Source organism: Streptomyces sp. NPDC031479 (assembly GCF_055581065.1).
The window spans coordinates 19,252-39,679 of sequence record NZ_JBVIKC010000031.1 but is presented as its reverse complement, the minus strand read 5'-3'; the positions used below and the strand labels follow the sequence as shown (position 1 = coordinate 39,679).

The 20,428-nt window shown below is 74.0% G+C and carries 14 protein-coding genes; 7 read left to right on the top strand and 7 right to left on the bottom strand.

From position 1 onward, the window contains the following. The first annotated feature begins 349 nt into the window (after positions 1 to 349). From ACZ5D2_RS28155 to ACZ5D2_RS28135, 5 genes are all read left to right on the top strand, one after another. On the top strand, positions 350 to 3,403 hold the full coding sequence (locus ACZ5D2_RS28155) for an FtsK/SpoIIIE domain-containing protein (RefSeq protein WP_468933069.1): 3,054 nt from the start codon (positions 350 to 352) through the stop codon (positions 3,401 to 3,403). Between the two features lie 117 nt (positions 3,404 to 3,520). Further along, positions 3,521 to 4,882: an ABC transporter substrate-binding protein gene (locus ACZ5D2_RS28150; RefSeq protein WP_468933065.1), complete on the top strand. Its 1,362-nt coding sequence runs from the start codon at positions 3,521 to 3,523 to the stop codon at positions 4,880 to 4,882. 4 nt (positions 4,883 to 4,886) lie between these two features. Further along, positions 4,887 to 6,428 (top strand): carbohydrate ABC transporter permease, encoded by a 1,542-nt coding sequence (locus ACZ5D2_RS28145; RefSeq protein WP_468933062.1) that lies wholly within the window; start codon positions 4,887 to 4,889, stop codon positions 6,426 to 6,428. After that, positions 6,425 to 7,282, top strand: a complete 858-nt coding sequence (locus ACZ5D2_RS28140; protein ID WP_371678310.1) for a carbohydrate ABC transporter permease — start codon at positions 6,425 to 6,427, stop codon at positions 7,280 to 7,282. Before ACZ5D2_RS28145 ends, ACZ5D2_RS28140 begins: the two co-directional genes overlap by 4 nt. A gap of 125 nt (positions 7,283 to 7,407) precedes the next feature. Continuing rightward, on the top strand, positions 7,408 to 9,669 hold the full coding sequence (locus tag ACZ5D2_RS28135) for a bifunctional glycosyltransferase/CDP-glycerol:glycerophosphate glycerophosphotransferase (protein WP_468933058.1): 2,262 nt from the start codon (positions 7,408 to 7,410) through the stop codon (positions 9,667 to 9,669). A 9-nt stretch (positions 9,670 to 9,678) separates the two neighbouring features. Here the strand turns inward: ACZ5D2_RS28135 and ACZ5D2_RS28130 are convergent, their stop codons facing one another. Beyond that, on the bottom strand, positions 9,679 to 10,293 hold the full coding sequence (locus ACZ5D2_RS28130) for a TetR/AcrR family transcriptional regulator (RefSeq protein ID WP_371678308.1): 615 nt from the start codon (positions 10,291 to 10,293) through the stop codon (positions 9,679 to 9,681). A 162-nt stretch (positions 10,294 to 10,455) separates the two neighbouring features. Here ACZ5D2_RS28130 and ACZ5D2_RS28125 point away from each other — a divergent pair, with 162 nt between their 5' ends. Both ACZ5D2_RS28125 and ACZ5D2_RS28120 read left to right on the top strand, forming a co-directional pair. Then, positions 10,456 to 11,349 (top strand): ABC transporter permease, encoded by an 894-nt coding sequence (locus ACZ5D2_RS28125; RefSeq protein ID WP_468933055.1) that lies wholly within the window; start codon positions 10,456 to 10,458, stop codon positions 11,347 to 11,349. Then, positions 11,342 to 12,157 carry an ABC transporter ATP-binding protein gene (locus ACZ5D2_RS28120; RefSeq protein ID WP_371678306.1) on the top strand — a complete coding sequence of 272 codons (816 nt, stop codon included), beginning with the start codon at positions 11,342 to 11,344 and terminating at the stop codon, positions 12,155 to 12,157. The genes ACZ5D2_RS28125 and ACZ5D2_RS28120 overlap by 8 nt, the downstream gene beginning before the upstream one ends. A 48-nt stretch (positions 12,158 to 12,205) precedes the next feature. On the opposite strand, the gene ACZ5D2_RS28115 is transcribed toward ACZ5D2_RS28120, so the two are convergent. The 6 genes from ACZ5D2_RS28115 to ACZ5D2_RS28090 all read right to left on the bottom strand — a co-directional run bounded on the left by ACZ5D2_RS28115 (position 12,206) and on the right by ACZ5D2_RS28090 (position 20,408). Next, positions 12,206 to 12,793, bottom strand: a complete 588-nt coding sequence (locus tag ACZ5D2_RS28115; protein WP_468933052.1) for an Imm49 family immunity protein — start codon at positions 12,791 to 12,793, stop codon at positions 12,206 to 12,208. 392 nt (positions 12,794 to 13,185) lie between these two features. Further along, entirely contained in the window at positions 13,186 to 13,311 is a 126-nt protein-coding gene (locus ACZ5D2_RS28110; RefSeq protein ID WP_468933049.1) for a hypothetical protein, read from the bottom strand. A 123-nt stretch (positions 13,312 to 13,434) separates the two neighbouring features. Next, positions 13,435 to 18,402 (bottom strand): NAD-glutamate dehydrogenase, encoded by a 4,968-nt coding sequence (locus ACZ5D2_RS28105; RefSeq protein WP_371678305.1) that lies wholly within the window; start codon positions 18,400 to 18,402, stop codon positions 13,435 to 13,437. Positions 18,403 to 18,767: 365 nt separating this feature from the next. Then, positions 18,768 to 19,436, bottom strand: coding sequence for an HAD family hydrolase (locus tag ACZ5D2_RS28100; RefSeq protein ID WP_468933044.1), 669 nt, complete (start codon positions 19,434 to 19,436; stop codon positions 18,768 to 18,770). Continuing rightward, a complete protein-coding gene (locus tag ACZ5D2_RS28095) occupies positions 19,433 to 19,933 on the bottom strand; it encodes a DUF6912 family protein (RefSeq protein ID WP_371678303.1) in 501 nt (166 codons plus the stop codon). Before ACZ5D2_RS28095 ends, ACZ5D2_RS28100 begins: the two co-directional genes overlap by 4 nt. A 31-nt stretch (positions 19,934 to 19,964) precedes the next feature. Continuing rightward, positions 19,965 to 20,408 carry an Rv3235 family protein gene (locus ACZ5D2_RS28090; RefSeq protein ID WP_280920272.1) on the bottom strand — a complete coding sequence of 148 codons (444 nt, stop codon included), beginning with the start codon at positions 20,406 to 20,408 and terminating at the stop codon, positions 19,965 to 19,967. Positions 20,409 to 20,428: the final 20 nt, after the last annotated feature.

Sequence of the window (20,428 nt, the reverse complement as noted above, 5' to 3'; positions counted from 1 at the left end):
AGACGCGGGCCGACGGAGGTTGGTTGCCGCACATATGTGCGAAGGGTGAGGTATGCGGGGTATGCCGGAGGCGATTTTGCGCAGCTCCCTGTCCGTATTCGTACGGTGGGCCGGCCCACCCGTGACCGATCAAGATCAATTGTGGGCGGGTGCCGGGCGTGTCGAACGCGACAGGTGCGAGGATGCACCCGTACGGAACGGCCGGGACGGGAGCCCTGCCTTCCGGCAGACCTGACCGGACGACGCGTCCGTGCCGGGCGGGGGGTGACCGGGCAGGCATGCCCCGCCGTCCCCTGCCGGACGCACGCACCGCGCACTGCGCTCCGCGCAGAAGGGACCGCTGACGGCGATGCAGATCCGGTTGACCGTCCTTGGGCCGCGCAGCGGCCACCAGGCCGCCGCCGCGGCGGCCGGCTGTGACGTCCTCGTCACCGCGCCCGCCGGGACCGCGCTGGCCGCGGTCGCCTCCGGGCTCGCGGCGACCGTGGGCGGTCCCGACACCGGCGGCACGGTGGTGCTGTACGCCGGAGCGCGCCGGCTCGACCCGCAGCGGGCCGTCCTCGGCGAGCCGCCGCTGGTCGACGGGGCGGTGCTGACGCTGCACACCCCCGCGCCCGACGGTGACGCGCTGGCCGACGACGGACACGCCGCCCCGCAGCTGCACGTGGTGGCCGGACCCGACGCGGGCGGGGTCCACCTGCTGCACCCCGGGGCGGTCCGGATCGGACGCTCGGCGGACGCGGACATACCGCTGGACGACCCGGACGTGTCGCGGCTGCACTGCGCGGTGACCGTACGGGCGGACGGCCGGGTGACCGTGGCCGACCTCGGCTCGACGAACGGCACCACCCTCGACGGCGCCCCCGTGGGCGCGGGGACGGTACCGCTGCCGCCGGGCGCGCTGCTGCGCGTCGGCGAGTCCACCCTGCGGCTGGCCTCCGGCTCCGGGGACGCCCGGCCCCTGACGGTGGTCCCCGACCTGGAGGGCCACCTCTCCCTCCCCTCCCCGGGCCCCTCCGGCGGCCCGGCGGGTACGGGCGCCGACGGTACGGAGCCCGGCACGGACGCCCCCTCCGCGCACGGCGGCCCCGGCCCCGACCCCGTCCTGGGGCTGCGCCCCGGCACCCCCAGGCCCGGCACGCCCGGCGCGGCGCACCCCGCCACGGGCCGCCCGGCGTCACCGGCCGCCCCCGGCGGCGGCACCGCCGCGGAACCGGACCGGCACTCCGGCGCCCCCCTGTCGCAGACGCCCGGAGACGGGACTCAGCCCGGGACGCCCGGCGCGGCCAGGCGCCGGGGGCTCGGGGCCTGGGCGCGCAGATGGGTGCGCGGGGAGGAGCCCGAGCAGGCGGCGGAGGCCGAACCGGACGCGCCGGCCAGGGCCGCGGCACCGGACACCGACGACCCGGCGGCGCTGCTGCTGGCCGCGCTCGGGCCGACGCGGCGGCTGTGGTCGCGCGGGACCGGACACCCCCGGTTCCTGGAGGCGGGGCTCGGCGCGGGCAGCCGGGTCTCGCTGCGCGAGTGCGGCTCGCTCGGGATCGCGGGGCCGCGGGACCGGCTGACCGGCGTCGCCCGGTCCGTGATCGCCCAGCTGGCCGGGCTGCACGCGCCCGCGCGGCTGGAGATCGTGCTGCTGGCGGCGGACCGCGCGTACCCCGTGCAGGAGCGGCGGCGCGACTGGGGCTGGCTGGGCTGGCTGCCCCACGTACGCCCGGCGCACGGCCAGGACTGCCGGCTGCTGCTCGCGTACGACCGGGACCAGGCGGCCGCGCGGACCGGGGAGCTGACCCGGCGGCTGGACGACAGCGCGCTCGGCACCAACTGGGCCGCCGCCGACGCGGAGTCGCTGCGCCGGGCCGCGCACGCCTACGCGGGGCCCCGCACGCTGGTGGTCGTGGACGGCGATCCGGGCGCGGGCCACCTGCGCGAGGTGACGGGCCGGCTGGCCTCGCACGGGCCGGCGGCGGGCATCCACGTACTCGTCCTCGCACAGGCCCCGGCGGCGACGCCCGCCTCCCCGGTGGCCGCGACGTACGAGGCGGCCTGTGCGAGCTCCCCGGCGTTCCGCGACTGCGGCCGGGCCGCCCTGCTGAGCGGCGACGTGGCCACGGCGGTGCGCAGCCTCCCCGTCGCGGGCGGCCGGCCGGCCGGACCCGGGGAGACGGCGGTCGCGGACGGGGTCTCCGCCGCCTGGGCGGAGCGGTTCGCCCGGGCCCTGGCGCCGCTGCGCGCGGACGCGGCGCCCGCGGAGGGCGCCGGGTACCGTCCGGCCGCCGCGAGCCTCCCGGCGACCGCGCGGCTCCTCGACGAGCTCGGCCTGGCCCGGGCCACCCCGGCGTCCCTGATGGCCCGCTGGGCGGCGGCCACCGATCAGGGCCAGGGCGTCGGCGGCCGGGTGGAGATCGTCCTCGGCGCGGGCCGGCGCGGGCCGGTCGGTGCCGAGCTGGTCCACGACGGTCCGCACCTGCTGGTGGAGGGGCCCGCCGGCAGCGGCCGGACGGAGCTGCTGCGTTCGCTGGCGGCGTCCCTGTCGGCGGCGGCCCGCCCCGACCGCCTGGGCCTGGTCCTGCTGGACGGCGCCGGCGGGGAGCGCGGCGACGGCCTCGCGCCCTGCACGGAACTCCCGCACGTGTCGGCCCACCTGGTGGCCTCGGACCCGCTGCGCATGCGGGAGTTCGCGCAAGCCCTCGGCGCCGAGCTGAAGCGCCGCCACGAACTGCTGGACGGGACGGCGTTCGCGGAGTGGCACGCGGGCCGGGAGCTGACGGGCCGGGTGGTCGCGCCCCGCCAGCCCACGCCGGGCGAGCTCCGCGGTGACCTCGATCCGCAGCGCAGCGGCACCCTGCGGCTGCGGGCCTCCGCGCCGCGCACCGAGCCGGCGGCGGGGCCGAGTCCGCTGCCCCGGCTGGTGGTGCTGGTGGACGACTTCGACGCGCTCGTCGCGCCCGCGCTGGGCAGTACGGGCCGGCCGGCCGCCGGTTCGGTGGTGCGGGCGCTGGAGGCGGTGGCCCGGGAGGGCACCCGGCTCGGGGTGCACCTGATAGCGACGAGCGCGCGCCCGGACCGTACGGCCGACACCGAGCTGGCCCGGCGCTCCACGCTGCGGGTCGAGCTGGACGCCCCGGACCAGCCGGGTCCGGGCCGCGGCGTGCTGCGCTACGCGGACGGGCGTGCGGTGCCGTTCCAGGCGGGCCGGGTCACGGGCCGGATCCCGCGCACGGCGACGCTGCGGCCGACGGTGGTCCCGGTGGAGTGGGACCGGATGGGTGATCCGCCGGCCCGCCGTCCGGTGCGCGAGCTGGGCAACGGCCCGACGGACCTGGCGCTGCTGGCGAGCGCCCTCGACCGGGCCTCCCACCTGGTGTCGGCGACCCCGGTGCTGTTCCCGCCCGCCCCCTGACGTCCCCTCCTCCCCCGCGGCGGCCCCCCGACGGCCCCCTCACGCGGTATTGCGGGGCCGCGCGGGTCGGCGTAGACCTTGTGGTCCGGGACACACACGGGCATCGGGGGCACAGCCATGCGCAAGCACGGAACGAGCCGGACGACGATCGGGTGGGCGGCCCTGGCGGCCGCGGGGGCACTCGCGCTGTCGGCGTGCGGGGACGGTCCGCAGCCGGGGCCGGAGGAGCGCGGGCCGAGCGGAACGGCGTCGCCGCGGGTGGAGTTACCGAAACTGCCCGGCGAGAAGCTGGAGGTCGCCGCGGTCTGGACGGGGCCGGAGCAGGCCAACTTCGCCAAGGTGCTCAAGGAGTTCGAGAAGCGCACGGGCGCGAAGGTGACCTTCGTACCGGCCCAGGACCCCATCGTCACCTTCCTCGGTACCAAGATCGCGGGCGGTCAGCCGCCGGACGTGGCGCTGCTCCCGCAGGTCGGGGCGCTGGTGTCGGCGGTCCGGAACAAGTGGGCGCAGCCGGTGGGCCCGGAGGCCGCGGCCCAGCTGGACGCGAACTACTCGGCGGGCTGGAAGAAGCTGGGCGCGGTCGACGGCACCCAGTACGGGGTGTACTACAAGGCGGCCAACAAGTCGCTGGTCTGGTACAACGCGAAGGCCTTCGAGGCGGCGGGCGTCGCGCCCCCCAAGACCTGGAAGGAGCTGATCGCGGCGGCGGACACGCTGTCCGCCTCCGGCACCCCGGCGGTCTCGGTGGCGGGCGCGGACGGCTGGACCCTGACGGACTGGTTCGAGAACGTCTACCTGTCGCAGGCCGGTCCGGAGAAGTACGACCGGCTGGCGCGGCACGAGCTGAAGTGGACGGACGACAGCGTCAAGGAAGCGCTGACCACGCTCGGGCAGCTGTTCGGCCGCAAGGACTTCCTGGCGGGCGGAACGAGCGGGGCGCTGGCGACGGAGTTCCCGAAGTCGGTGACGCAGACCTTCTCCGGGGGCGACCGGCCCGCGGCGGCGATGGTCTTCGAGGGCGACTTCGTGGCGGTGAACATCGCGCAGACCGGCGAGAAGGTGGGCGAGGGCGCCAAGGTGTTCCCGTTCCCGGCGGTGGGCGCGAAGGCGCCGGTGGTGTCGGGCGGTGACGTGGCGGTGGCGCTGAAGCCGTCGAAGGGCGCGCAGGCGCTGCTGACGTTCCTGGCCTCGGCGGACGCGGCGGAGATCCAGGCCCGCGAGGGCGGTTTCGTCTCCCCGAACAAGGCCGTGGATCCGGGCGCGTACCCGAATCCGATCCAGCGGGACATCGCGAAGGCGCTGGTCGCGGCGGGCGACGACTTCCGCTTCGACATGTCGGACCAGGCTCCGGCGGCGTTCGGCGGGACGCCGGGCGCCGGGGAGTGGAAGGCGCTCCAGGACTTCCTGGCGAACCCGTCGGACGTGGCGGGCACCCAGGCGAAACTGGAGGCGGACGCGGCCAAGGCCTACGGGAACTGATCCGGTGACCGCCACGACCGGCAAGGGGCCAGCCGGGGATCCGGACGACGGGACGGCGGCGGCGCGCGCAGCGGCCGCCGCCACGGGCACGGGCACGGGCACGGGCACGGGCACGGCGAACGCGCCGGACGGCCCGTCGCCGACGGCCGGACGGACGGCAGACGGCCGGACGGCAGACGGCCGATCGCCGTCCGGCCCGTCGGCAGCCGGCCCGTCGGCAGCCGGCCCGTCGGCAGCCGGCCGGACGCCGTCCGGACGGTCCGCGGCCGGGCGGCGGCGGCTGATCGCGGCGGCGTTCCTCCTGCCGGCGCTGGTGCTGCTGGGCGCGCTCGTCGTGCAGCCCATCGGGTACTCCCTCTACCGCAGCCTCTTCGACCGCTCCGGGGACGTGTTCGTCGGCGCGGGCAACTACCGGGAGATCCTGAGCGACCCGACCATCCGCACGGCGCTGCGCAACACCGCGCTGTGGGTGGTGCTGGCGCCGACGGTGGCCACGGCGCTCGGCCTGGTCTTCGCGGTGCTCACCGAACGGGTGCGCTGGGGAACGGCGTTCAAGCTGCTCGTCTTCATGCCGATGGCGATCTCGATGCTGGCGGCGGGCATCATCTTCCGGCTCGTCTACGACCACGACCCCCACCGGGGCGTGGCCAACGCGGTCTGGGTGGGGGTGCACGACACCTTCGCGGAGTCCTCGGCCTTCCCCAAGGCCCGGCCGGGCCGGGACTCCCCGCTGGATCCCGCCGACGGGGGCGCCTTCGTGACGCGGGCGCCCGTACGGGCGGGCGTTCCGGTGCTGCTGCCGCTGGTCGGGGTGGCGCCGGAGGCCCTGCCGGCGGGGACCCGTACGGCCGCGGCGGCGCCCGCGGAGCCGGGGAAGGTCACCGGCACCGTCTGGCAGGACTTCACCCGGGGCGGGGGCGGCCGGCCGAACGCGGTCGACCCGACCGAGCGGGGTTTCTCCGGGATGCGCGTGGAGGCGGTGCGCGGCGGGCGGGTGGTGGCTTCGACGACGGCCCGCGCGGACGGCACCTTCGCCCTGCCGGCGGCGGCGGACGGGGCGCTGCTGCGGCTGCCGGGGTCCAACTTCCGGGAGGCGTACGCGGGGGTGGAGTGGCTCGGCCCGGTGCTGGTGACGCCGGCGGTGATCGGGGCGTACGTGTGGATGTGGGCCGGGTTCGCGATGGTGCTGATCGGGGCCGGGCTGGCGGCCGTACCGCGGGAGCTGCTGGAGGCGGCGCGGGTGGACGGGGCGGGTGAGTGGCAGGTGTTCCGGCGGATCACCGTGCCGCTGCTCGCGCCGGTGCTGGCGGTGGTCCTGGTGACCCTCGTCATCAACGTCATGAAGATCTTCGACCTGGTCTTCGTGATCGCGCCGGGCGCGGTCCAGGACGACGCGAACGTGCTGGCGCTGCAGCTGTACCGGACGTCGTTCGGAACGGACGCCGACCAGGGGCTGGGCAGTGCCATCGCGGTGCTGCTGCTGGTTCTGGTGGTGCCCGTGATGCTGCTGAATATCCGCAGGCTGCGGAAGGAGGGGTCCCGATGAGCACACCCACCGCCGTCGGCCGGATCGCGGCCCGCGCCGCGGCCGGCGCCACCCGCGTCTTCCTCGTCCTGGCCGCGCTCTTCTGGCTGCTGCCCACCCTCGGGCTGCTGATCTCCTCGTTCCTGTCCCCCACCGACCTCAACACGGGCGGCTGGTGGCGGGCGCTGACCGCGCCCTCGAAGCTGACGGCGACGAACTACGCCCGGCTGCTGGCCAACGACACCATCACCGGCTCGCTGCTGAACACGGTGGCCATCGCCGTTCCGGCGACCCTGCTCGTGCTCGTGCTGGGCTCGCTCGCCGGATACGCCTTCGCCTGGCTGGAGTTCCCGGGCCGGGACTGGCTCTTCCTGGTCGTCGTGGGCCTGTTGGTGGTTCCCGTGCAGGTGGCGCTGATCCCGGTGTCCGAACTCTTCGGGGCCATCGGCCTTTTCGAGACCACGGCGGGGGTGGTCCTCTTCCACACCGCCTTCGGCCTGCCCTTCGCGGTGTTCCTGCTGCGCAACTTCTTCGCGGAGATCCCGCGCGAGCTGCTGGAGGCGGCGCGCCTGGACGGAGCGGGCGAACTGCGGCTGTTCGCGCGGGTGGTGCTCCCGCTGGGCGGTCCGGCGATCGCCTCGCTCGGCATCTTCCAGTTCCTGTGGGTGTGGAACGACATGCTGGTGGCGCTGGTGTTCGCGGACTCGGCGCACCCGCCCGTCACGGTGGCGCTCCAGCAGCAGGTGCGGCAGTTCGGGAACAACATCGACGTCCTGGCGCCCGGGGCCTTCCTGTCGATGGTGGTGCCGCTCGTCGTCTTCTTCGCGTTCCAGCGGCAGTTCGTGACGGGGGTGATGGCCGGAGCCGTCAAGTAGCAGCGTGATCACGGCATTGACGTGCGGTGTTGACGCCGGGTAACCCGATTGCCACACCGTGCGTAACCCGAACGCCGCGCCCGCGGTTGCTGGGCCACATGCCCGCGCCGACCCCTGGATGTGCCGTGCCCCGGTTCAGCGTCATCGTGCCCGCGTACAAGGTGCAGGCGTACCTCCAGGAGAGCCTGGACTCGGTCCTGTCCCAGTCGTACCCGGATCTGGAGCTGATCGCGGTCGACGACGCCTCCCCGGACGCCTGCGGCGCGATCATCGACGAGTACGCGGCGCGCGACCCCCGGGTCACCGCCGTGCACCTGGCGCACAACCTCGGCCTGGGCCCGGCCCGCAACGCGGGTCTGGCCCGCGCGGGCGGCGACTACGTGCTCTTCCTCGACGGCGACGACACCCTGGCCCCCGGCGCCCTCCAGGCCATCACCGACCGGCTCAAGGCCACGGGCTCCCCCGACGTCCTGGTCTACGACTACGCCCGCTCCTTCTGGACCGGCGAACTGGTCCGCAACCGGCTCGCGCACCGCCTCCGCGAAGAGGGCCCGGCCAGCTTCCGCCTCGCCGACCGCCCCTCCCTCCTCGGCATGCTGATGGTGGTGTGGAACAAGGCGTACCGCCGCGAGTACGTGGAGCGCGAGGGCCTCTCGTTCCCGCCCGGCTTCTACGAGGACACCCCCTGGACCTATCCGGCACTGCTGGCCGCCGAGTCCCTGGCCGTCCTCGACCGGGTCTGCGTCCACTACCGCCAGCGCCGCACCGGCTCGATCCTGACCACCTCCACCCGCCGCCACCTCGACGTCTTCGACCAGTACGAGCGGGTCTTCGGCTACCTCGCCACCCGCCCGGAGCTGGAGCGCTGGCGGCCGGCCGTGCACCGGCGGATGGCCGAGCACTTCTGCGTCCTGTACGCCCACCGCGGCCGCATCCCCCACGGCGCCCGCCCCGAGTTCTTCGCGCGGGCCTCGGCCCTGCTGCGCCGCCACCGGGCCCCCGGCGCGGGCTCCGGCTCCCTGCCGCCGTCCCCGTCCCGCACGGACCGGCTGCGGCACGCCCTGATGCGGCTGGGCCTGCGGCGCGCCTACCGGCTGCTGTCCGTGCTGCGCTCGGCGTCCCTGGCGGCGGGCCGGGCGGGGGCCGCGCCGGTGCGGGGGCTGCGCGAGTCCTGTCTGCGCCTGCACTACCGGATCCAGCGCCTGCTGCCGCTGCGCCCGGAACTGGCGGTGTTCTCCGCGTACTGGCACGGCGGCTACGCCTGCAACCCGGCGGCGATCGAGGCGAAGCTGCGGGAACTGGCCCCTCGGATGCGCACGGCGTGGATCTGCGACCCCCGGCACACCCCGACGCTCCCGCCCGAGACCACCCCGCTGCGGCCGGGCTCGGCCGCGTACTGGACGGCCCTGGCCCGCGCGACGTACCTCACCACCAACGTCAACTTCGACCGCGCCCTGGTCAAGCGCCCGGGGCAGATCCTGGTGCAGACCCAGCACGGCACCCCGCTCAAGCGGGTCGGCCTCGATCTCCAGGACCGTCCGGCGGCCACCCCGACCCCGGACTTCGCCGGCCTGCTGCGCGGCGCCGACCAGTGGGACTACCTGCTCTCCTCGAACCGGCACTCCACCCTGGTCTGGGAGCGGGCGGTGCCGTCCTCGTACACCACCCTCGAATACGGCTATCCGCGCAACGACGTCTTCCACCGGGCCACCCGGTCCGACGTGCTGGAGCTGCGCGAACGCCTGGGCGTCCCGCCGGGTTCCACGGCCGTCCTCTACGCCCCGACGCACCGCGACTACCGCCGCAGCCGGCCCGAGCACCTGGACTTCGAGCGGGTCCTGCGGGACCTGGGCCCGCGCTTCACGCTGCTCGCCCGCACGCACCTGACGTACGCGGGCAGGGACCGGCCGTGGGACCCGCACCCGCGGCTGATCGACGTCTCCGCCCACCCGTCGGTGGAGGAGCTCTGCCTGGCCTCGGACGCGCTGGTCACGGACTACTCGTCCCTGATGTTCGACTACGCGGTGCTGGACCGGCCGATCGTGATCCACGCGGACGACTGGGAGGCGTACGAGGCAGCCCGCGGGACCTACTTCGACCTGCGGGCGTGCCCGCCGGGGGCGGTCGCGCGCACCGAGGACGAGCTCGTGGACATCTTCGCCACCGGCCACTGGCAGGGGTCGCGCTCGGCGCAGCTGCGTTCCGCCTTCAGGTCGCGGTTCTGCTCCTTCGACGACGGGCACGCGGCGGAACGGGTGGTCCGCCGGGTCTTCCTGGGGCAGTCGGCGCCCCTCCCGGCGATCACTCCGCCGGAGGACCGCCACCCCGCCCCGCCGGCCCCGTCCCAGGCCCCGGAAGCGACGCCGGCGCACCGCTACGCGTTCTGACGCGTCCGGTCAGCCGGCCCGCAGCCCCGCCACGACCGCGCGCGCCAGGTCGTCGAGGTAGCCGGCCGGCACGGCGTCGCGCACGACCACCTGCCGCCAGTACAGCGGCCCGATCGCCAGGTCCAGCGCCCGCTCCGGGCAGGCCGTCGCGGGCAGTTCGCCCCGCTCGACGGCCTCGGCGACGATCCCCTCGGCGAGCCGGCGCTGGCCGTCGAGGAGGGCCCCGCGCACCGCGTCGGCGATCTCCGGGTTCCGGGCGGCCTCCACGAGCAGGTCGGGGATGACCGCCGAGGCCACGGGGTGGCGCAGTACGTGGGACATGACCTCCAGCAGGGCCCGCAGGTCCCCGTACAGGGACCCGGTGGCCGGCACCGGCAGGCCGTCGGCGGCGAAGGCGCCCACCAGGTCGAGCACCAGGTGGAGCTTGGACTTCCAGCGCCGGTACACGGCGGTCTTGCCGACCCCGGCGCGCCGGGCGATGCCCTCGATGGACATCCGGGCGAAGCCGACCGCCGCGAGTTCCTCGACGACCGCGGCCCGGATCGCCTCGGTCACGTCCTCGCGCAGGACGGCGGCCCCGGCGGGGGCGCGGCGGGCGGGGGCGGGGGAGGGCTCGGTGGTCATGCACAGAGCATAGCGGCGGCCACGTCACGACGATACGGTTGCGTTCCGACGTCGAGGGCCCTACGCTCCACGTAGCGACGATACGGACCCGTCCCGTCCCCAGTCTCCGCTGGGAGGCACCCCCGCCAGCGACGCCCCGCCCCCGTCGAAAGCGACTCCCCCGTGACCGTGACCACCGTTACCGCACCGCAGAGCCCCGCAGAGCTGGCGGCAGCCCACGGCCTGACCGTCAGCGGCGCCCGCCCCTCCCTGCCCCGCTACCTGGCGCAGCTCTGGGGCCGCCGCCACTTCGTGACGGCGTACGCCGGCGCCCGCATGCAGGCCACGTACAGCACGGCCAAGCTCGGCCAGGTCTGGCACCTGATGACCCCGCTGCTCAACGCGGCCGTCTACTACTTCATCTTCGGCGTCGTCATGCACGCCAGCCACGGCGTGCCGGACTACCTGCCGTTCCTGATCACCGGCGTCTTCGTCTGGGACTTCATCGGCAGCTCCGTCAACGCCGGCACCCGCGCCGTCCACGGCAACCTCGGCCTGGTCCGCGCCCTGCACTTCCCCCGCGCCAGCCTGCCCATCTCCTCCGTCGTGCAGCTCTTCCAGCAGCTGCTCGTCACCATGGGCGCCCTGGTCGTCCTGCTCCTGGCCTTCGGCCAGACCCCCGGCCCGGCCTGGCTGAACGCCCTCCCGGCGCTCTTCCTGATGGCCGTCTTCTGCGCGGGCTGCGCCATGGTCATGGCCCGCATCGGCAGCAAGAACCCGGACGTCAGCCAGCTGATGCCGTTCGTCCTGCGCACCTGGATGTACTCCTCCGGCGTGATGTGGTCCATCGACTCCATCCTGAAGACGGACCACCTGCCGCACTGGATCACCCTGCTGCTCAAGACCAACCCGGCGGCCGTCTACATCGACCTCATGCGCTTCGCGCTGATCGACAGCTTCAAGGCCGCCTCGCTGCCCCACCACGTCTGGCCGATCGCCATCGGCTGGGCCCTGCTCGCCGGCGTCGGCGGGTTCGTCTACTTCTGGAAGGCAGAGGAGGAGTACGGCCGTGGCTGACACCCTGACCCGCGACGCGACGTCCACCGACCGCACGACGGCCGGCACCCGCGTCCCGACCGTGATCGCCGACGAGGTCCACGTCATCTACAAGGTGCACGGCGCCGGCACCCGCAAGGGGGGCGCCACCGCCGCCCTCAGCCGGATCTTCTCGCGCCGGCAGGCACCCGGCGTCCGTGAGGTGCACGCCGTCAAGGGCGTCAGCTTCACCGCCTACAAGGGCGAGGCGATCGGCCTCATCGGCTCCAACGGCTCCGGCAAGTCCACCCTCCTCAAGGCCATCGCCGGACTCCAGCCCGTGGCCTCCGGGGCGGTCTACTCGCACGGCCAGCCCTCGCTGCTGGGCGTGAACGCGGCCCTGATGAACGACCTCACCGGCGAGCGCAACGTGGTCCTCGGCGGACTCGCGATGGGCATGACCCGCCGGCAGATCCGCGAGCGCTACCAGGACATCGTCGACTTCTCCGGCATCAACGAGAAGGGCGACTTCATCTCCCTGCCCATGCGCACCTACTCCTCCGGCATGGGCGCCCGGCTGCGGTTCTCCATCGCCGCCGCCAAGGACCACGACGTCCTGATGATCGACGAGGCCCTGGCCACCGGCGACGCCGCCTTCCAGCGCCGCAGCCAGGCCCGCATCGAGGAACTGCGCGCCCGCGCGGGCACCGTCTTCCTCGTCAGCCACGGCATCGGAACGGTCCGCGAGACCTGCGACCGCGCGATCTGGCTGGAATCGGGCGTCCTGCGCATGGACGGCCCCTCCAAGGAGGTATGCGACGCCTACGAGGCCTTCACCTCGCGCGGCTGACCCACCCGGCCGCCCCGCCGCGCTGCCGGCCGGGCACCCCGCCACCCCTCAGCGCGCGACGAGGGGCCCGGCCGCGGTCAGCAGCCGCGGCGGCAGGTAGGGCGACGCCACCGGAACCCGCCGGCCGCGGCGCCGGGCGTGGCAGGCCAGGGCCAGGACGCCGAGGTCGAGCACGGCACCGGTCTTCCCGGCCCGATCCGTGTCCGGTTCGGCCGGCGTCGTGCGGAACAGCGCGGCACCCAGCTGCGCGGGCCGCCGCACCCCCCGCACCTGTTCGTCCGTGGCGTCCGGCCCGCGCGAGGCGAGGATCATGAGGAGCCTCTCCTGATCATCCAGCGCACCGACCAGCTTCCGCGCGTCCGGCCGCCCGCCGTCCTCCGGGAGGTACGCCGCGCGGATGGAACGCTCCGAGTCGGCCTCGTAGCCCTCGTACAGTGCGTACGGCAGGTAGTCGATGTCGACGGGCGGCCACCAGCCGTGGTCGCGGTGACCGAGCGCGGCCAGCGCGACCGGCACCAGCGGCAGCAGGCTCCGGGGCCCGCCCGTGGGACCGGAGGTCTCGGCGTGCCGGCGCAGCAGCCGCACGAGCCCGTCCCCGTACGCCTCCTCCTGGCCCGCGGCCAGGGCGCGCAGCACGTCCAGGGCGAGGGTGTCCGGGTGCGGGCGACGAGCTCCGTCGCGGGACGGCCCGCCCCGTCCTCCCGGAAGGCCTCCCGGGCGAAGTGGAAGGCCTCGCCGTCCCGCCCCGTGCCGTCCGCGAGCACCGCGAGGCAGTAGGCGTCGAGCCAGTCCCCGGCGGTGATGTCCTCGCGGTCCCCGGCGTCGCCGCCCCGGTAGCCCATGCCGAAGTTCACGTGGCCGAGCGACACGTGGAAGGAGTCGTAGGCGTAATAGGCGGCGAACCGGACGGCGCCCGCGGCCGCTTCGGCCGCGGCCGCCAGCACGGCCCCGGCCTCCGGGGTGCCGAGGCCGGGGTCGGCCAGCGAGAGGACGCCGAGCCGGTCGAGGAACTCCTCGGAGATCATCTGTCAGTCGAAGACGGTCATCCGGCCGGCCCGCGACATGCTGCGCGTGATGGAGCCGATCCGGTCGACGAACTCCTCCTGCGTCGCGTCCGCCGCGGCCCCGTCCACCTGGTGTCGTTCGATCCGCACTGCCCGCCCCCTGCCGTCGTGTTGGACCGAAAGGCCTATGACCTGCGACGGAACGCACGACGGGCGGCCCGGGACCGATGGTCCCGGGCCGCCCGTTCACCCACCCCCCGAAGGGGGCGTCACTCAGCTGTGCGCGCGCAGCAGCGAGCGCATGGTGCGCATCGCCACGGACAGGTTCGCCAGGTCGAAGTCGTCCGAGCCCCGGATCTCGTCCAGGGTCGTCCGGGCCCGGCCGATGATCGCCGCGTTCTTCTCCTCCCAGAGCTTGAAGCGCTCCTCGGGGGTCGAAGTGCCGTTGCCGGCCGCCAGCACGTCGGCGGTCAGCGCGGCGTGCGCCGCGAACAGGTCCTCGCGGATGGAGGCACGGGCCATCGACTGCCAGCGGTCGGACCGCGGGAGCTCGATGATCCGGTCCATCAGCTGCGTGATGTCCAGTCGGTCGGCGAGGTCGTAGTACACCTCGGCGACGTCGAGGGGGTCCACGCCGGTCCGGTCGGCGATGGCGACGATGTCCAGCGTCGGGAAGGCGGACGAGAAGCCGGCCACCTTCGCCGCGAGCTCCTCCGGCACGCCCTCGCCGGTCAGCTCGTCCAGGATCGACCCGTACCACTCCAGGTCGGCGCCGCGCACCAGCTTCGGCAGCTCCGACCACACCTGCTCGACCCGGGCCGCGAACAGCTCGATGGTCTCGGTGATCTGCAGGGGCTGCGGCCGGTTGTTGAGCAGCCAGCGCGTACCGCGCTCGACCAGGCGCCGCGAGTGCAGGCGCACCCGGGTCTGGACGTCGGCGGCGACCTTGTTGTCGAGGGCCTCGACCGCGTCCCACACATCGGCCAGGCCGAAGATCTCGCGGGCCGCGAGCTGCGCCCGGACGATCTCCTCCGTGGAGGCGCCGGTCTCTTCCTTCAGACGGTGCAAGAAGGTCGAACCGCCGGTGTTGACGGTGTCGTTGACCAGCAGGGTGGTGATGATCTCCCGGCGCAGCGCGTGGGCGTCGATCTGCTCCTGGAACCTGGAGAGCAGGGCGCCCGGGAAGTACGCGTGCAGCAGGCGGCGCAGGTACGGGTCGTCCGGCAGCTCGGTGCCGATGAGTTCGCCCGCCACCGTGATCTTGGTGTAGGCGAACAGCACGGCCAGCTCCGGCTGGGTCAGGCCCTTGCCGTTGCTCAGCAGCTCGCGGATCTGCCGGTCGGCGGGCAGGAACTCCAGCCCCCGGTCGAGCAGGCCCGCCCGCTCCAGACGGCGCATGAAGCGCTGCTGGGCGTGGAGCAGGCTGGGCGCCTGGGCGGCGCCGTTGGCGAGCGCGGTGTTCTGCGCGTAGTTGTTGCGCAGGACGAGGTGGCCCACCTCGTCGGTCATCTCGGCGAGCAGCTTGTTGCGCTGCTTGACGGTCATGTCCCCGTCCGCGACGACCGCGTTGAGCAGGATCTTGATGTTCACCTCGTGGTCGGAGGTGTCCACGCCCGCGCTGTTGTCGATGGCGTCGGTGTTGACCTTGCCGCCCTCGCCGCCGGCGCCGGTGCGGGCGAACTCGATGCGGCCGAGCTGGGTCAGGCCCAGGTTGCCGCCCTCGCCGATGACCTGGGCGCGGACGTCGGAGCCGTTGACGCGGATGGCGTCGTTGGCCTTGTCGCCGACGTCGGCGTGGGTCTCGGCGGTCGCCTTGACGTACGTGCCGATGCCGCCGTTCCACAGCAGGTCCACGGGGGCCTGGAGGATGGCCTTCATCAGGTCGGCCGGGGTCATCTTGGCGACGCCCGCCTCGATGCCCAGGGCCTCGCGGACCTGCGCGTTCAGCGGGATGGCCTTGGCGCTGCGCGGGTGGACGCCGCCGCCCGCCGACAGCAGCGCGGTGTCGTAGTCCGCCCAGGAGGAGCGCGGCAGGTCGAACAGGCGGCGGCGCTCGGCGTAGGAGGTGGCCGCGTCCGGGTTCGGGTCGAGGAAGATGTGCCGGTGGTCGAAGGCGGCGACGAGGCGGATGTGCTCGGAGAGCAGCATGCCGTTGCCGAACACGTCACCGGACATGTCGCCGACGCCGACGACCGTGAAGTCCTCGGTCTGGGTGTCGTGGCCCAGCTCGCGGAAGTGCCGCTTGACCGACTCCCAGGCACCGCGGGCGGTGATGCCCATGCCCTTGTGGTCGTAGCCGGCGCTGCCGCCGGAGGCGAAGGCGTCGCCCAGCCAGAAGCCGTAGTCCTCGGCGACCCCGTTGGCGATGTCGGAGAAGGTGGCGGTGCCCTTGTCGGCGGCGACGACGAGGTAGGTGTCGTCCTCGTCGTGGCGGACGACGCCCTGCGGGGGAACGACCTCGCCGGCGACCATGTTGTCGGTGATGTCGAGCAGCGCCGAGATGAAGATCTTGTAAGAGGCGATGCCCTCGGCGAGCCAGGCGTCGCGGTCCACCGACGGGTCGGGCAGGTTCTTGGCGACGAAGCCGCCCTTGGCGCCGACCGGGACGATGACGGTGTTCTTGACCATCTGCGCCTTGACCAGGCCGAGGACCTCCGTACGGAAGTCCTCGCGCCGGTCGGACCAGCGCAGACCGCCCCGGGCGACCTTGCCGAAGCGCAGGTGGACGCCCTCGACGCGCGGGGAGTACACCCAGATCTCGAAGGCGGGACGCGGGGCCGGCAGGTCCGGGATGGCCTGCGGGTCGAACTTCATCGACACGTAGGCGTGCTGCTCGCCCGCCTCGTCGAGCTGGAAGAAGTTCGTGCGCAGGGTGGCCTTGATGAGGGTGAGGAAGGCGCGCAGGATGCGGTCCTCGTCGAGCGAGGCGACCTGGTCCAGGGCCCCGTCCAGCTCCTCCAGCATGGCGTCGATGAGCTCGGTGCCGGCGACCTGGCGGCCGGGCGACATCCGGGCCTCGAAGAGGGAGACCAGCAGCCGGGTGGTGTGGACGTTGTTGCGGAGGGTGTCCTCCATGTAGTCCTGGCTGAAGGTGGAGCCGGCCTGGCGCAGGTACTTGGCGTACGCGCGCAGCACGACGGCCTGCCGCCAGGTCAGCCCGGCGCCGAGGACCAGGGTGTTGAAGTTGTCGTTCTCGGCCTCGCCGGTCCAGACGGCCGCGAAGGCCTCCTGGAAGCGCTCGCGGGCGTCGTCGCCGAGGTAGGAGTCGCCGTTGCCCGGGGCGAGCGGCATCCGCAGACCGAAGTCGTAGATCCACGCGCTGACCCGGTCGGTGCGGCGCAGCTCGTACGGACGCTCGTCGGTGACCTCGACGCCCAGACGCTGCAGGACGGGCAGGACGGCGGAGAGGGAGACCTGCTCGCCGGTGCGGTAGATCTTAAAGCGGCGCTCGCCGGGGCCCGCGCCGACCGGCTCGTACAGCGACAGCGCGAACTCGCGGTCGCTCGCGGAGAGCCGTTCCAGGTGGCACAGGTCGGCGACGGCCGCGCGCGGCGAGTGGTCGGCCTTGTAGCCCTCGGGGAAGGAGGTCCCGTACTTGCGCAGCAGCTCGGCGGCGCGCTCCTCGCCCAGTTCGGCGGTCAGCGCCTCGCCGAAGCCGTCGGCCCAGGAGCGGGCGGCCTCGACGAGCCGGCCCTCGATGCGCTCGACGTCGGAGTCGGTCAGCACGGGCAGCTCGGTGCCCTGCGGGACGCGGACGACGAAGTGGATGCGGGAGAGGATCGACTCGGTGTTCCAGGCGGTGAAGTCGACGCTGATGCCGTCGAGCTCCTCCCGCAGGATGTCCATCAGGCGCAGCCGCACGCCGGTGGTGAAGCGGTCGCGCGGCAGGTAGACCAGCGCGGAGTAGTAGCGGCCGTACTCGTCCTGGCGCAGGTACAGGCGCAGCCGGCGGCGTTCCTGGAGGTACAGGACGGAGGTGACGATCTCGCGGAGCTTGTCGACCGGGGTCTGGAACAGCTCGTCGCGCGGGTAGGTCTCCAGGATCTGGAGGAGGTCGCGGCCGTCGTGGCTGGAGGGGGCGAAGCCGGCGCCGTCCAGGACCTCGGTGACCTTGCGGCGGATGACCGGGACGCGGCGCACCGATTCGGTGTAGGCGGCGGAGGAGAACAGGCCGAGGAAGCGGCGCTCGCCGACCACGTTGCCGTCGGCGTCGAACTTCTTCACGCCGACGTAGTCGAGGTACGAGGGGCGGTGCACCGTGGAGCGGCTGTTGGCCTTGGTCAGCACCAGCAGGCGGTGCTCGCGGGCCTTGGCGCGGGCATCGGCCGGCAGCCGGTTGAAGGACGGGGACACCGGGTGGCCGTCCTCCTTGCCGCTGTGCAGCGGGTCGGAGCGCAGGATGCCGAGGCCGGTGCCGGGCACGGCGGCGAGGGCGTCACCGTCGACGAGGTTGTACTCGCGGTAGCCGAGGAAGGTGAAGTGGTCGTCGGAGAGCCAGCGCAGCAGCTCGCGGGCCTCTTCGAGCTCGAACTCGCGCAGGTCGGGCGCGGTGGGCTCGTTCGGCAGCTCGTCGGCGATGCGCAGCGCGGCGTCGCGCATCTTCTCCCAGTCCTCGACGGACTCGCGGACGTCGGACAGGACGCGCAGCAGATCGCCGGTGATCTGCTTGAGGTCGGCCTTGTCGGTCTCGCGGTCGATCTCGACGTGGATCCAGGACTCGACGAGGGAGTCGTGCGGGCGGGCGGTCCTGGGACCGTGGGCGTCGCAGTCGGGGCCGAGGATCTCGATCAGCTTGCCGGTGACGTCGCGGCGCACGACGACCTGCGGGTGGATCACCAGGTGGATGCCGCGGCCCTGGCGGGACAGCTCGTTGGTGACGGAGTCGACGAGGAAGGGCATGTCGTCGGTGACGACCTCGACCACGGAGTGGCTGGAGGTCCAGCCGTTCTCCTCGACCGTGGGGGTGTGCACGCGCACGTTCGCGGTGCCCTGCGGCCGGTTCTCGGCGAGCCGGTAGTGGGAGAGTGCCGCACCGAACGCGTCGACCGGGTCCCGGTCGACGAGGTCCTCGGGGGCGGTGTGCAGGTAGTAGCGCTGGAGGTAGGCGAGCGTCGATCCCCGTTCGGGACGCTCCCCTTGCTCGGACCCAGTCGGAAGTAGCCCCCCGGCCGGGCTGTTCTCAGCTACCCGTGCCGCCCGCGCGAGCAGCTCGGCCTTTGCTTCGTCCAGCTTGGTCTGCATGTCCTCTGGCTCCTGTCGCGCGCCATTGCGTGACGTAGGTGAAGGAAGGAATGACACAGCGCCGCCCTGGGGCGGTGGGTGCGTCCGGATTCTGTGTCGACGCCGGGGCGTCGGGAAAGCCGACCGGGAGGGATTCGGCCATGATCGGCTGGACGTCCCGGCGGTGGGGACCAGCGAGGGCCCGGGCACGGATGTGCGCCGGGCGCGGGCCGGGGGCGTCCGAGCCCCCGATGACTATCGCGCTGATCACGGGTCCAGGCTATCTCGCCCCACCCCCCGGTCGTCATTGACAGCATCTGTACAAATCCCGGGGGGAAACCTGGACACTCTGGCCAGCGACGTGGCCGGACCGGCCGTGCCGGTCCTTATCCGGCCAGCTCGCGGGCGGTGGCGACGGCCTCGGCCAGGGTGTCGACGACGGGCACGCCCGCGGCTTCGAGGCTGGTCCGGCTGTGCGAACCGCCCGTGTAGAGCACGGCCCGTGCGCCCACGTGGGCCGCGGCGAGCGCGTCGTCCACGGCGTCGCCGATGAGGACCGTCCGTCCGGCGGTCACTCCGGCGGGCTCCATGGCGGCCATATGGCGTACGAGGTGTCCCGCCTTGGTGGTGTGGGAGGGCCCGGTACGGCCGTCGACGCGCAGGAAGTGCCCGTCTATGCCGTGCGTGCGCACCAGCGGCACGAGCTTGTCGTGGGGTGCGAGGGACAGCAGGGACTGGGTGAGTCCGTCGGCCTGCCAGGCGCGCAGCAGCTCCGGCGCGCCCTCGGCGAGGCCGGCCGCGTCGGCCGCCGCCCAGTAGTAGCGGTGGAAGGTCTCGTCCATGACGAGCCACTCCTCCTCGGTGGGCAGCCGGCCCATGAGGCGCTCGTAGAACTTCGGGACCGGTACGACGTACAGGTCCCGGTACGTCTCCAGGGTGATCGGCGCGAACCCGAACTCCGCGAAGGAGGCGTTGGTCGCGATGATGACGGCGTCGATGTCGTGCAGCAGCGTGCCGTTCCAGTCCCAGACGATGTGGGCCCCGCCGGCGCTCACGTCAGCAGCCCCGGAATCTCCTGGACGCCGAACCACAGCAGCTCGTGGTCCTCGGCACCGTCGACGGTGAAGCGGGCGTCGTCGTCCCCGGCGTCGGCGGCCGGCAGCGCCGCGGCGGCCGCGGCGACGTCCTGCGTCGCGTCGTCGGCGTCGACGTGGACGGCGGCGGCCGCCTTGAGCCGTACGGCGGCGGCGAGGGTGACCTGGCCGAGGGTGGCCTCGTCGGGGCCGGGGACCGCCGAGGCGGCCTTGTCGTCGACGTCGAGGGCGACGACGACCCGTCGGCGGGGGGCGTCCGCGTCGGCCGCCAGGAGGCGCAGGGAGGCCTCGGCGGCACGGCTGAGGGCGGCGTACTCCAGCTCCTCGATGTCGTCCGAGACGTACCACTCCCGCAGCCCGGGGGTCACCGCGTAGGCGCGGAGCGGGGCGGGCCCCAGCTCGCCCGCCTTGTGCGCCTCGGCGAGGCCGGGGAGTGTCAGGGGGACGTACACGCGCATGGCCGGCTGCTTTCGGTAGGCGGAAACGCCCTCAGGATACGACCGCCGCCCCGCGGGCCGAATCCCCCCGGGTGCGCGGGCCCCGGATCTCGATCGCCGCGCAACGCCAGCGCAGGTCCGGGCCCTGTTCCAGGCGGAAGGCCATCGCCGAGACGCGGTCACCGGTGGCGATGCGGGCGAAGGCCTCGATGACCCCCGGGCCGGGGTGGAAGCGGCCGCAGTGGCGCAGGACGGGCCGGGGGCGGCCCAGCGGGGGCCCGGTGGGGGCCAGGTCCGCCAGCTGCTCGTAGGCCGGGCCCACCGTGAGGCCCAGCAGCGAGTGGACGGGCCGCTGGCCGCTCAGCACCGCCAGGAGGCGCTCCGCGAACCAGTCGTGCGGTCCGGGCCGGCGCCGGGCCCGCGGGGTGCCGGCCGGCCGGCGCGAGTCCCGCCGGCCGGCGGGACGGCTGCGGGTCGGGCTCTTGGTGGTGTCCATGGCGGTTCCCCCGTACGGGC

What these genes read in the sequence shown, in the direction of transcription:
- ACZ5D2_RS28155 (WP_468933069.1), top strand. Translation starts at nt 350, where the DNA reads ATGCAGATCCGGTTGACCGTCCTTGGGCCGCGCAGCGGCCACCAGGCC.
- ACZ5D2_RS28150 (WP_468933065.1), top strand. Translation starts at nt 3,521, where the DNA reads ATGCGCAAGCACGGAACGAGCCGGACGACGATCGGGTGGGCGGCCCTG.
- ACZ5D2_RS28140 (WP_371678310.1), top strand. Translation starts at nt 6,425, where the DNA reads ATGAGCACACCCACCGCCGTCGGCCGGATCGCGGCCCGCGCCGCGGCC.
- ACZ5D2_RS28130 (WP_371678308.1), bottom strand. Translation starts at nt 10,293, where the DNA reads ATGACCACCGAGCCCTCCCCCGCCCCCGCCCGCCGCGCCCCCGCCGGG.
- ACZ5D2_RS28105 (WP_371678305.1), bottom strand. Translation starts at nt 18,402, where the DNA reads ATGCAGACCAAGCTGGACGAAGCAAAGGCCGAGCTGCTCGCGCGGGCG.
- ACZ5D2_RS28095 (WP_371678303.1), bottom strand. Translation starts at nt 19,933, where the DNA reads ATGCGCGTGTACGTCCCCCTGACACTCCCCGGCCTCGCCGAGGCGCAC.
- ACZ5D2_RS28090 (WP_280920272.1), bottom strand. Translation starts at nt 20,408, where the DNA reads ATGGACACCACCAAGAGCCCGACCCGCAGCCGTCCCGCCGGCCGGCGG.